Here is a 12,156-nt window from a genome sequence, read left to right on the forward strand (position 1 = left end):
CCTGCGAGCCGCCGCCGCCTCCCCCAAGACGGCGGCAGCATGGTTCAATGCACCAGCAGTTGCGCCTCATGCTTGCGCAGCGACCGCCGCGCGGCGGCATAGGTCCGGCCACCCTGATCTGCCTTCAGTTCCGGGAACAGCTCAAGCAGTTCGTTGCGCTGCGCGCTGTCCAACCCGCGCAGGGTCTGGTCGCCGGGCTGGAAGCTCTCGGTCCAAGCGCCATCGGACAGCACCACCTCGTGCTGGTCGAACATGAAGTGGATGTAGGTCACCTTGGAGGTCGCCACCTGATCCACCCCCTCCAGCCCGGTCAGATGCTTGGCTGCCACCAGGACCTCGCGGTCCTCAAAATACAGCGCCGTCTTGTCGTTGGCGATCAGCACACGGTGGTTGGGGCTGACCATCATGTCACGCTCCGGCAGGCCATTGCCCAGCGCGCCCTGACGGATCAGCACCGGTTGCAGATGCGTCGCGTTCTCCAGATCCTGCGTCGCCAGATCGCGAGAGCTAAGCCACCGGATCTCCTGGATGCCGTTGTCGCGGGTAATGATCCGGTCGCCGACCGCCAGATCCTCAACCCGGCGTTCACCGTCGGGCGTGGCAATCAGCGTGCCGGGTGTGAAGCACGGCACCACCACGCGCTCGATCTCATAGAACTCTGCGGTGCCGGTTGCCCGGCCGTCAGCGTCCAGAAAGGTTACCGTGCCGTTCTCCGGGTTGCTGTCATCATACGCCACGCTGAGACTGCCACCGGGGTTCTGCGCCTCTGCCGCGCCGGTCAGGTCGAGAACGTCCTGATCGGATCCGTCGGCATCTTCGCCGCCATAGACAACATCGCCCGCGCTGATGCCGGTAAAACTGTCTGACCCGGTGTCGCCAAAGGCCCGGTCGGTTCCCTCCCCAGCGCCGAGGTCGATGGTGTCGTTGCCGCGACCGCCGCCGAGACGGTCATCGCCCTGGCCGCCGCGGATCACATCGTCGCCCGCGCCGCCGGAGACGGTGTCGTCGTCGATGCCCGCGTCGATGGTGTCGTTGCCCCTGCCGCCGCGGATCAGGTCGTCATCGTCCTGGCCATAGATCACGTCATCGCCCGAGCCGCCATGGATGGTGTCGCGCCCGTTGGTGGGATCAGGATCCGCTGGGCGGCCATCGCTGCCGTCATCGGTGATGTTCAGCCCATCCGGAAGCGCCGGGTCCAGCCCGCCGTAGATCGTGTCGTTGCCCGCGCCTCCCAGCAGCAGGTCGGAGCCTTCGCCACCGGTCACCATATCGTCATCGGCGCCGCCATCAATGCTGTCATCGTCGATGCCACCGTCGAGCACATCCATGCCGCGGCCACCATCGATCACATCGGCATCATCGCCAGTGGTGACCGTGTCGTTGCCGTCCCCCGCGATCACGGTGTCGCGGTCATCGTAAGGGTCATCATCGGCCGGAACATAGGGGATGTCTGGGTCGGTGCCGCTGTAGCCGGGGAAGCCCCGGTCCGGCAGCGCGCTGCCGCCGGAGGTGTCGATCACGTCGTCCCCCATGCCACCCTCGACCGAGTCGGAGCCGTCGCCGCCTTCGATGGTGTCATCGCCGCCGCCACCCAGAATGGTGTCGTCGCCGTCGCCGCCCTCCAGGCTGTCGTCGCCGCCATAGATGCTGCCGTCCGGGTCGGAGACATAGTCGTAATGACCATTGTCGAACCGGGTGCCGGAGCCGCCGAGGTCGATGGTCAGCAACACGTCGTCATAGTCCTGGTCGCCGAGGTTGTGCATGTCCTCAAAGCCGATGGAGACAGAGCCATCCGGGTTCTGCCCGAAGCCACCGGTATGCGGCAGCCCGTCAGAGTTGAGCGAGGCGTTGTCGCCGTAACCGGAGGAATAGAACGTGCCGCCGGGGCCGGAAATACCGATGCCAACAAGCGCGCCTTCAGGGGCGTCATAGGTGAAGGTCTGGCCAACGTCGGTCTTGGCGTTTGCGGTCAGCTCGACGATGCCGCCGATCTCGCCAGTGTCGGGGTCAATGGTATAGGCGAAGACGCTGTTCACATAGCCGCCCCCGGTGCCATCGATGGTGACGCTGATCAGACGATCGCTGCCAGAGCTGCCGTCGCCCTGGATCACATCATCGCCGCTGCCGCCCAGCACTGTGTCACTGCCAGCGCCGGCATACACGGTGTCGTCGCCGCTGCCGGCTTCGATCACGTCATCGTCGGGGCCAGCCGCCGGGTCGATGGCGTCCGCGTTGTCGACCATGTCGCCGTCGGGATCGCCGGTATAACCCGTATCAATCAAATCGTCGCCGCCGGTACCCTCGACAATCCCGTCGCGGCCGTCTTCAGGCTCTTCAATAATCGTGGTCATACCATTCTCCTTACCGATCTGGCCCCAAGCCCCATGTCAGGGACCAGCCGAACAACTGGCTTGCGTTGCGGAACCCCGCCTAAAATACTCGCTCACTCATCGAGGCATGGCGCACACGACCGCTGACCTGTGCGCCAATGTCGGCGTACAGCGGTGATTGTACATCCGCAGATCTGTGGGCGCCGACAGAGCAGTCGGGATCATTTTCCCGTTGCCGGTGCAGGTTCACAGTTCGGCAGCGTGCGGAACTTACCCCCCAAATGGGCTGAAACATGCATACTTGAGCCGGTTACCTCCACAAAGAGTAAAAATTTCCTTAAACCGCTGTTAATGGGGGCAAGACAGGCTTCGGCCGCCTGGAGAGCCGGTTTTCAAGCGGCTCACTGTTTCCGTTTTGAGCCCAAAATCGGGAAGAACCCGCCAGAAATCGCGCTTTTCAGCCGCCACTCGCGCTGCAACGCGCCTCATTGCTGATGCTTTGGAAACAATTACCGGCACGGCCTGCGCTCGGTTTGGCGTGAGGCAAAGGTTAACGCGGCAGCACGCAATATAACCCGCCCAAGGGTCAATCCGCACATATCGACCGCTTTGTTTCCGATTGCGACGCATTCGACAGCTGGTGCGGCGAATCAGTCACGGACCTGAACACAGCACCGACCCGGACTGTCAAAGGAAATAACCGTCAGATGTTCAGGACCCCATGCGGCAGAACCGCCGGGCGGACGCGCCCGCACCTCAATGGCTGCACAGCGCGCCCCATGGTTGTTCTGAAACCTCGGTCAGGCGCGGCCCGGCCTCAAGTCCGCTCCATGCTCAGCCGGGCACGGATGCCATTTGTGCCGGCCTCAAAGCTCAGCGCCCCGCCATGCATGCTGGCGATGCTGGCAACGATGGTCAGGCCGAGGCCGAACCCCTGCACCGCCTCGGTGTTCGTGCCGCGTCGATAGGGGGCGACCAAGGTCTCCAGATCGCCGGGCGCATAATCTGCGCCTGCATCCTCGACGATGAAGGTGGCAGTGTCGGCGTCGGCCTCCAGCTCCACGGTGGCCCGGCGGCCGTACTTCAGCGCGTTGTCGATCAGGTTGGACAGAGCCCGCTGCAGCGCCACAGGCCGCGCCGTCACCACAACCCGGCGTTCATCCGGCAATGCGCCATGGCCGCGCCGCAACATGAAAACAGACCGCCCGCCCTGCACCTTCGCGCCGCTTGTGCGGCGAAACGTGACCGGTTGGCCGGTGTCGCTGTAATCGGCAACCAGCGCCTCCACCAGCGAGGTCAGCGAGATCTGGCGCGGTTCCTCCGAGTCAAGCTCGGTCCGGGTATAGGTCAGCACGCTGTCGATGATGCCGGTCATCTGGTCGATGTCGCGTTCCAGCCGCTGCCGCAGGTCGGCATCATCAATCAGCGCCGCACGCAGCCGCAGCCGGGTCGCCGGGGTCCCAAGATCATGGCTGACGCCGGACAGCACCATCGCCCGCTTTTCCAGCTGCTCCCGACCGGTTTGCAGATAGCTGTTTACGGCCGCCACGATTGCGCGCAGTTCCTGCGGTCCTGATGTTTCGTAACTGTCAGGCCCACCCAGGCGGCGGCGACGGCGCAGCAGCTCCGCGAAGCGTTCGAAATGGCTCGTCATGTCGAGAAACACCGTGACGATCACGCTCAGGCTGACGATGGCCAGAAGCGCGGCGATCAACCGGTGATCGGGTGGTGCCGCGTCACACCCCCAGATGGCCTTGCCATCGATGCGCAGCCACGGCTGATTGTCGAGCGAGGCAAACATCACCGGATCACTGCAGTGGCTCGCCATGATGCGGGTCAACGCGCCCAGGGTTTCCGCCGCGCCGGTATCGCCGGTGAAAGAAATCTTGGCCAACGGATATCGAAGCTCGGCCGCAACAACTGCAAGCGTCAGGGTGTGACCGAGCTCCTGGTCGGTGGGCGGTTGCTGGACCGTGACATTGGTGACCAGAGCGGGCTGAGGGACATCGCCGAGCTGCGTAAAGGCGGCGCGCGCCGCCAAGGCCTGATCGGACGGTGACAGCGTCGCGATTTCAACGCCCGTGGGTGGGCTGCCGCCCGCGGCAAGCGCCGTGAACAGCGCCTTGCCGGTGTAATACGACCGGGCCAGGTGATCGTCCCACGCTGCCACCGACCGCATCCAGAGCACTGCGCTGGCCAGCCCGCTCAGGAAGGCCGCCAGGGCCAGAGCCGTGCCAATGACGCGCAGGGAGTACAACGCCTGTTTCATGCTTCCTCGGCGGTGACATCGGCGGCAAAAACGTAGCCGACGCCGCGCTCGGTGCGCAGCAATTGCGGGGACTTGGGCTGTTTCTCGATTTTCGACCGCAGCCGCCCGACCAGCACGTCAATGGCCCGGCCACTGGCGCCCACAGTGCTTTCGGCTTCGGCGTTGACGTCCAGCGCCGTGGCGATCTCCTCGCGTGTCAGGGGAATGCGCGGATTGGCCAGAAGCACCTGCAACAGCGCAGTTTCCCGGCGCGACAGGGCCACTTGAAACCCCTCTGGAGAGCGGACTTCGTCGTGTTTGGCGTCATAGGTCCAGCCGGCGAAGCGGAAAGTCTTGTTCTGGCGGCGGTGGGCGAGCGACGATGACCGGTGCGCGCGCGCAAGAACGGCCTTGATGCGGGCCAGCAGCAGCTGCGGATTGAACGGCTTGGCGATATAGTCGTCGGCGCCCACCTCGTAGCCGGACATGCGCTGATGATCCGCCGACAGGGCCGAAATCATGATAATCGGCACGTCCTGCTCGGCACGCAGACGGGCACAGATCTCCAGCCCGTTTTCATCCCCCAGCATCACATCGAGCAGGATGAGGTCAATCCGCCCGGTTTCCAGATGCCTGCGGATGTCGGCCTCTGACGTGGCAGGCAGAGCGATCGATCCGTTCTGTTGCAGGAACTGGGTCAGCATCTGCCGCGTGTCCTGATCGTCATCGACCACGAGAAGCCGTGGAATCGTCATTTGCAGTGTCTCCTCCCAAGTCCCGGAATGCGCGTTCCAGAAATGGAACTTATGTAACACGCCGCAACAGAATCAACGCGCGCGTAACAGCCTGTAACAGAACCGGCCATTTTCTCCATGCATCCAGCAAATTCCGGCATTGCATGGATTGCATGGCCGGGGGTGCATGGATCAAGACAGTGACACTTGATCCCCCGGGCCAATGATGTCCGGACGGATCACAGTTTGGGAGGAGACCAATATGAAAACCAACGTACTCAGCGCCGTGTCCACTGCGGCCATTCTGTCTGCAACATTTGCCAGTGCCGAACCCAGTGCCGAAGTGCTGCATTACTGGACCTCGGGCGGGGAAGCAAAATCCGTCGCGGTGCTGCAAAAGGAATTCGCCGACAATGGTGGCACCTGGACAGACATGCCGGTGGCCGGCGGCGGCGGTGACGCGGCGATGACCGCGCTGCGCGCCCGCGTTCTGTCGGGCAATGCGCCGACCGCGGTGCAGCTGAAAGGTCCGGCGATCCAGGAATGGTACGAAGAAGGCGTTCTGGCAGACATCTCTGATGTGGCCGAAGCCGAAAACTGGGCCGACGTTTTGCCGGCATCCATTGCCGGACACATGAAGTGCGAAGGCAACTGGTGCGCGGCACCGGTCAACGTGCACCGGGTCGACTGGATCTGGGCCAATGCCGACGTGCTGGAATCCAACGGCATCGAAATGCCCACCACCTGGGAGGAGTTCAACGCCGCGGCCGAGAAGCTGCAGGCTGCCGGTGTAATCCCGCTGGCGCATGGCGGCCAGGCTTGGCAGGACGCCACCGTGTTCGAGGCGGTAGCGCTGGGCATCCTTGGGCCGGATGGGTTCCGCAATGCGTTTGTCGAGCTGGACGAGGCGACGCTGACCTCTGACGAGATGAAGGCCGTCTTCGACCAGATGCGCAAGATGCGCGGCTATGTGGACGCGAACTTCCCCGGCCGCGACTGGAACCTGGCCACCGCGATGGTGATGAACGGTGAAGCGGCGTTCCAGATCATGGGCGACTGGGCCAAGGGGGAATTCCTCGCGGCTGGCAAGGCACCGGGTGAAGACTTCCTCTGCGCCTCCACACCGGGCGAAGGCTTCCTCTACAACGTTGACAGCTTTGCCATGTTCGACGTCGATGGCGACGACAAGCGCGAAGGTCAGGAACTGCTGGCAAAGCTGATCGTCGGTCCCAACTTCCAGAAGGTCTTCAACCTCAACAAGGGCTCGATCCCGGCCCGAACCGACGTCGCACTGGACGAGTTCGACCAGTGCGCCCACCTGTCTGCCGAAGACATGCAGGCCAGCTCGGACGGCGGCTCGCTGCTGCCCTCCTATGCCCACGGCATGGCGTTGCGCGGCGCGCAGGCCGGCGCGATCACCGATGTGGTGACCTCGCACTTCAATTCCGACATGTCGTCAGAGGATGCAGTGCAGCAACTGCTGACAGCAGTTCAGAACAGCATGTAATCTGACGAAATCCTGACCTGCCCTTCGGGGCGGGTCATCCCTATGGAGGAAATCCAATGTCCAAGTGGCTCGAAGAGCACTTGCCAAAAGTCGTGCTCGCACCCTCGTTCATCGCCGTCCTGGTATTTGTTTACGGGTTCATCATCTGGACAGCCTGGGTGTCGCTCACTCGGTCGAGACTGCTGCCGAAATATGAAATCGAAGGTTTCATCCAGTACGATCGCCTGTTTGCCGCGCCGCGCTGGGACGTTGCGATGAACAACCTTTTCATCTTTGGCACGCTGTTCATCGTGATCTCGATGGTGCTGGGTCTGATGCTGGCGATCCTGCTCGACCAAAACATCCGCACCGAAGGCGCGATCCGCACGATCTACCTGTACCCGATGGCCCTGTCGATGATCGTCACCGGGACGGCGTGGAAATGGATCCTCAACCCCGGTCTGGGGCTGGAAGCGACTGTACAGGGTTGGGGGTTCGAGAATTTCACCTTCAACTGGCTCGTCGATCCTGACAAGGCAATCTACACCATCGTCCTTGCCGCCATCTGGCAAAGCTCGGGTTTCGTGATGGCGCTGTTCCTGGCCGGTCTGCGCTCGGTCGATACCGAGATCATCCGTGCCGCGCAGGTCGACGGCATCCCCACCTGGCGGGTCTATACCGCGATCATCATCCCGTCGATGGCGCCAATCTTCCTGTCGGCCTTCATCGTGCTGGCCCATCTCGCCATCAAGAGCTTCGACCTCGTCATCGCGCTGACCGGCGGTGGTCCCGGCTTCGCCACCGACCTGCCCGCGACCTACATGTACGCGATGGCGTTCTCGCGCGGCGACATCGGCCAGGCGGCCAGCTCGGCGATGATCATGATGGCCGTCGTGTTCACCATCGTCGTCCCCTACCTCTACTCGGAACTGAGGGTGAAAAATGACTGATTTCGCAATCGACACCCCCCGTAGTCAAAGCCGCACCGTCCGCATCGGCCTGCGCTGGCTGCTGTATCTGATCCTCGGGCTGTTCGCGCTCTACTATCTGTTGCCGCTCTTCGTGATGATCACCACCTCGCTGAAAAGCCTCGAGGAGATCCGCACCGGCGACCTGATGGCGCTGCCGCGCGAAGTGACCCTGGACGCCTGGCGCACTGCATGGTCCGAGGCGTGCACCGGCATCCAGTGCAATGGCGTGAAGCCCTATTTCTGGAACTCGGTGCTGATCGCGGTGCCTGCTGTTCTGATCTCGACCCTGCTGGGCGCGATGAATGGGTACGTCGTCGCACATTGGAAATTCAAAGGCGCCAACATCTTCTTTGCGCTGATGCTGTTTGGCTGCTTCATCCCGTTTCAGGTCGTGCTGCTGCCGATGGCCCGCGTGCTGGGGGTGATGGGCATCGCGGGCACCATTCCGGGGCTGATCTTTGTCCATGTAATCTATGGTCTGGGCTTCACCACGCTGTTCTTTCGCAACTACTACGTGACGATCCCGGCAGAGCTGAGCAAGGCCGCCAAGGTCGATGGCGCGGGTTTCTTCCGCATCTTCTGGTCGATCTTCCTGCCGCTGTCGCTGCCGATCATCGTGGTCTCGGTCATCTGGCAATTCACCCAGATCTGGAACGACTTCCTGTTTGGCGTCTCCTTCAGCCAGTCGGGCACCCAGCCGATCACCGTGGCGCTCAACAACATCGTCAACTCGACCACAGGCGTGAAGGAATACAACGTCGACATGGCCGCCGCCATCATCGCCGCGCTGCCCACGCTTCTCGTCTACATCGTCGCTGGCAAATACTTCATCCGCGGTCTGACCGCCGGCTCCGTGAAAGGATAAATCCCATGGCACCGATCCTGGATATCAAGAACCTCTACAAGAACTACGGCCCCGTCGAAATTCTCAAGGACATCAATGTCTCGATCGAAGAAGGCGATTTCCTGGTGCTCGTCGGCCCCTCCGGCTGCGGCAAGTCCACGCTGTTGAACTGCATCGCAGGGCTGGAGCCGATCACGGGCGGTGAGCTGCACATCGGCGGGCGCAACATGACCGACGTGAGCCCGAAGGACCGCGATATCGCGATGGTGTTCCAGTCCTATGCACTCTACCCGACGATGACGGTGGCCAAGAACATCACCTTTGGCATGAAGGTGCGCGGCGTCGATGCGGCAACCCAGCAGGAAAAGCTGGAAACCGTTGCCCGGCAGTTGCAGATCGAGCAACTGCTGAACCGCCGCCCCGGCCAGCTTTCGGGTGGGCAACGGCAGCGCGTGGCAATGGGGCGGGCGCTGGTGCGTGACCCCAAGCTGTTCCTCTTCGACGAACCACTCAGCAACCTCGACGCCAAGTTGCGCGTCGAGATGCGGACCGAGATCAAGGAACTGCACCAGCGGCTCGGCGCCTCGATGGTCTATGTGACGCACGACCAGATCGAAGCGATGACCCTGGCCACCAAGATCGTGGTCATGAAAGGTGGCGTCATCCAGCAGATCGGCACCCCGGCCGAAATCTACAACCGCCCGGCCAACCTGTTCGTAGCCGATTTCATGGGCAACCCGGCGATGAACCTGATCCCGGCCAAGGTAAAGTCCGGCGGCAACGCCTCACGGATCGAGATTGCCCGCCGCGACGGCGCACCGATCGTGCTGACCGATGAGCGCAACCGAAACCTGCCCGAGGATGTCATCATCGGCGTGCGCCCCGAGGATATCGCCGAACCGGGCCACCGCGCCGGAACGGTGGCGCAGGAGGCCGAATGTATGGTCGACATCGTCGAACCCGCAGGTGCCGACACCTATGTGGTGATGCAGATGGGCGGAAAACACGTCACTGCGCGACTGCACGCAGAGACCACCGCCGCGCCAGGCAAGCCGCAAAAGCTCGCCTTCGACCTCGGCAAGGTTTCGTATTTCGCGCCGGAAACCGGCCAGCGGCTGAACTGACGCGATGCGTTTGGTGGCAGACATCGGCGGAACCAACAGCCGCCTCGCGCTGGCAGATGCGGGCCGCTTGCGGCCTGCATCCGTCCGCACCTATCGAAACGCTGACTTTGCGTCGTTTGACGCTGTCCTGGAAACCTTCCTGGAAACGGTTGACGACACCGCGCCGGAGGAATTCTCCGTCGCCGTGGCCGGTCCGGTTGACGGCGACACCGCCCGGCTGACCAACCGCGGCTGGGAGATTTCTGCCCCCCGGGTGTCGAGCCGATTGGGCGGTGGCCGCGGACAAATCATCAACGATCTGGTCGCCCTCGGCTACGCGGTTTCGCAGCTCATGCCAGAGGACCTGGCAACCGTCGTCGCGGGCACGCCAGAGAACACATTACCGCGCCAATCTCTTGTCGTGGGTATCGGTACCGGGTTCAACGTCAGCCCGGTCGTTCAGCAGGGGGACAGCACCCTGTGCCTTCGGGCCGAATTCGGTCACACTGCCCTGCCCGCCTCCGTCACCCGCGCGCTGGACGCGTGCAAGCCCGGACTTTCGCAGCATTTCCCCACGGTCGAGCATTGTTTTTCAGGCCGTGGGTTTGCCGAGGTTTGCAAACTGCTTACGGGTCACACCGAGATTTCTCCGGAAGCCATCATGCAACTTAGCGATCAGGGAGACCTCGAGATCCGCGAAGCGTTGGCCTTCTATGCCGAATTGATCGGCTGGCTGCACCGAGAGCTGATGTTGGCCTATTTGCCAACGCATGGCGTGTATTTCGCCGGAAGCGTTGCCCGCTCTATCCTGACACGCGCCTGCTCCGCCCGGTTCAGCACTGTGATCGCGCGCCCTTACCCGATCAAGACACACGAGCAGACGCCCTCTTTCGTCATCACCTCCGACGCGGCCGCCCTGCGCGGATGTGCGCGAGTGCCGCTCGGCTTGGGATAACGCGCGCGGCGAGGCGCGGATGGGACTTGGTTTTCGAGATCGGCAGCCATAGTCGAAACGGCGTCCATGCCCGTCATCTCGGGCATGGCAAGCTGCAGTCGGCCGGTCCCGCAGGTCGTCCCGTAGGCGGCGTATTCGTCATGCAGTCAGCCCAACACCAGCCGTGGTTCCATTGGTCTGCACCCATCGAACGGTCCGGTTTGAATCTGCGTCCATGGTCGCCCTTTGATCTATTGGCACGATGCTCACGGGCGCCGGTGGGCGATCTCCCAGAGAGCTGTGTGAACCGCGCCGGGTTTGCCGGAGGCTGATTTCAGTTAGTTACGCGGCTCGTGCCTCAGTTTCCAGAGCGGCGTAGAAATTGGCCTCTGCTTCTGCCGGCGGAATGTTCCCGATAGGCTCGAGCAGACGGCGGTTGTTGAACCAGTCCACCCATTCGAGTGTTGCGTATTCCACCGCTTCGAAGTTTCGCCAAGGACCGCGGCGGTGAATGACCTCGGCCTTGAAGAGACCGTTGATCGTTTCGGCCAGCGCGTTGTCATAGCTGTCCCCAACGCTGCCGACAGAGGGCTCGATACCAGCTTCTCCCAACCGCTCTGTGTACTTGATCGACAGGTATTGGCTGCCGCGGTCGGAGTGGTGAACAAGCCCCATCGCCTTTGTCGGCCGCCGCTCGTGAACAGCCTGCTCCAGCGCATCGAGAACGAACCCGGCATGCGCCGAGGTGCTGACACGCCAACCAACGATCTTGCGGGCATAGGCATCGACAACGAAGGCGACATAGGTGAACCCCTTCCAGGTGGCGACATAGGTGAAATCGCTCACCCGGAGCATATTTGGAGCAGGCACCCGGAATTGCCGGTTCACTTTATCCAGCGGGCATGGGGCCTTCTTGTCGGGCACAGTCGTCTTGTGCGGCTTGCCCCGGATGATACCTTGAATACCCATGCTCCTCATCAGCCGGGCGACCGTGCAGCGGGCGACGTCGAAACCTTCCCGTTGCAATTGCCGCCAGACCTTCCGCACGCCATAGACTCGCCAGTTCTCTTCGAAAACCCGCCGGATCTCGGGCCGCAATGCCGCGTCACGCCGGGCACGGTCCGACCACCGGGCCGGATCAGCCCGCTTCGCCAGGTGGTCGTAATACGTGGAAGGGGCAATCGGCAGGACAGTGCAGATCGGCTCGACCCCATACTCCGCGCGATGCATGTCGATAAATGACACCATCACTTCGACCGGCGGTCGAGCTCCGCCATCGCAAAATACGCTGATGCCTTGCGGAGGATCTCGTTCGCCTGGCGCAGCTCGCGGTTCTCCCGCTCCAGCGCCTTCAGTTTGTCGGCCACATCGGTTGGAACGCCCGCCCGCTTGCCGCTGTCGACCTCTGCCTTCTTCACCCACTCATTCAGAGTGTGCGCCGAACAGCCGATCTTCGCGGAGATCGACATGATCGCCTGCCAGCGGGAACTGTGCTGGCCCTGGTTG

9 protein-coding genes and 1 other annotated feature are annotated in these 12,156 nt (G+C 62.7%); of the genes, 5 read left to right on the top strand and 4 right to left on the bottom strand.

Annotation, left to right across the window (positions count from 1 at the left end; genetic code table 11):
• Window positions 1-44: 44 nt before the first annotated feature.
• The 3 genes from AC0IPL_RS09165 to AC0IPL_RS09175 all read right to left on the bottom strand — a co-directional run bounded on the left by AC0IPL_RS09165 (window position 45) and on the right by AC0IPL_RS09175 (window position 5,333).
• A complete protein-coding gene (locus tag AC0IPL_RS09165; protein WP_474273813.1) occupies window positions 45-2,351 on the bottom strand; it encodes a Hint domain-containing protein in 2,307 nt (768 codons plus the stop codon).
• Window positions 2,352-3,147: 796 nt separating this feature from the next.
• Complete coding sequence (locus tag AC0IPL_RS09170) at window positions 3,148-4,599, bottom strand: sensor histidine kinase (RefSeq protein WP_474273815.1); 1,452 nt, start codon at window positions 4,597-4,599, stop codon at window positions 3,148-3,150.
• Window positions 4,596-5,333, bottom strand: coding sequence for a response regulator (locus AC0IPL_RS09175; protein ID WP_474273818.1), 738 nt, complete (start codon window positions 5,331-5,333; stop codon window positions 4,596-4,598). Before AC0IPL_RS09175 ends, AC0IPL_RS09170 begins: the two co-directional genes overlap by 4 nt.
• 241 nt (window positions 5,334-5,574) lie before the next feature.
• On the opposite strand from AC0IPL_RS09175, the gene AC0IPL_RS09180 reads away from it, so the two are divergent.
• The 5 genes from AC0IPL_RS09180 to AC0IPL_RS09200 are packed head-to-tail and all read left to right on the top strand — an operon-like array spanning window position 5,575 to window position 10,671.
• Complete coding sequence (locus AC0IPL_RS09180) at window positions 5,575-6,819, top strand: ABC transporter substrate-binding protein (RefSeq protein ID WP_474273820.1); 1,245 nt, start codon at window positions 5,575-5,577, stop codon at window positions 6,817-6,819.
• 56 nt (window positions 6,820-6,875) lie between these two features.
• Window positions 6,876-7,748 carry a carbohydrate ABC transporter permease gene (locus AC0IPL_RS09185; protein WP_474273822.1) on the top strand — a complete coding sequence of 291 codons (873 nt, stop codon included), beginning with the start codon at window positions 6,876-6,878 and terminating at the stop codon, window positions 7,746-7,748.
• Window positions 7,741-8,634, top strand: coding sequence for a carbohydrate ABC transporter permease (locus AC0IPL_RS09190; RefSeq protein WP_474273824.1), 894 nt, complete (start codon window positions 7,741-7,743; stop codon window positions 8,632-8,634). The genes AC0IPL_RS09185 and AC0IPL_RS09190 overlap by 8 nt, the downstream gene beginning before the upstream one ends.
• A gap of 5 nt (window positions 8,635-8,639) precedes the next feature.
• Window positions 8,640-9,737 carry an ABC transporter ATP-binding protein gene (locus AC0IPL_RS09195; RefSeq protein ID WP_474273826.1) on the top strand — a complete coding sequence of 366 codons (1,098 nt, stop codon included), beginning with the start codon at window positions 8,640-8,642 and terminating at the stop codon, window positions 9,735-9,737.
• 4 nt (window positions 9,738-9,741) lie between these two features.
• Entirely contained in the window at window positions 9,742-10,671 is a 930-nt protein-coding gene (locus tag AC0IPL_RS09200) for a glucokinase (protein ID WP_474273827.1), read from the top strand.
• Between the two features lie 321 nt (window positions 10,672-10,992).
• Here AC0IPL_RS09200 and AC0IPL_RS09205 read toward each other — a convergent pair.
• Window positions 10,993-12,156, bottom strand: a protein-coding gene (locus tag AC0IPL_RS09205) for an IS3 family transposase (protein WP_474272577.1) whose coding sequence is annotated in 2 segments (ribosomal slippage) — window positions 10,993-11,933 and window positions 11,933-12,156 — 1,165 coding nt annotated over the 2 segments. Because the reading frame shifts where the segments join, the coding sequence is not laid out codon by codon here. This gene is flagged as partial in the annotation.
• Window positions 11,824-11,940 (bottom strand) — a sequence feature (AL1L pseudoknot). (Overlaps the previous gene by 117 nt.)

The organism is Leisingera sp. SA32, from assembly GCF_056033425.1.

Excerpts from the sequence above, each read along its gene's own strand:
- AC0IPL_RS09165 (WP_474273813.1), bottom strand. The coding sequence starts at position 2,351 with ATGACCACGATTATTGAAGAGCCTGAAGACGGCCGCGACGGGATTGTC.
- AC0IPL_RS09200 (WP_474273827.1), top strand. The coding sequence starts at position 9,742 with ATGCGTTTGGTGGCAGACATCGGCGGAACCAACAGCCGCCTCGCGCTG.
- AC0IPL_RS09185 (WP_474273822.1), top strand. The coding sequence starts at position 6,876 with ATGTCCAAGTGGCTCGAAGAGCACTTGCCAAAAGTCGTGCTCGCACCC.
- AC0IPL_RS09195 (WP_474273826.1), top strand. The coding sequence starts at position 8,640 with ATGGCACCGATCCTGGATATCAAGAACCTCTACAAGAACTACGGCCCC.
- AC0IPL_RS09180 (WP_474273820.1), top strand. The coding sequence starts at position 5,575 with ATGAAAACCAACGTACTCAGCGCCGTGTCCACTGCGGCCATTCTGTCT.
- AC0IPL_RS09170 (WP_474273815.1), bottom strand. The coding sequence starts at position 4,599 with ATGAAACAGGCGTTGTACTCCCTGCGCGTCATTGGCACGGCTCTGGCC.
- AC0IPL_RS09190 (WP_474273824.1), top strand. The coding sequence starts at position 7,741 with ATGACTGATTTCGCAATCGACACCCCCCGTAGTCAAAGCCGCACCGTC.
- AC0IPL_RS09175 (WP_474273818.1), bottom strand. The coding sequence starts at position 5,333 with ATGACGATTCCACGGCTTCTCGTGGTCGATGACGATCAGGACACGCGG.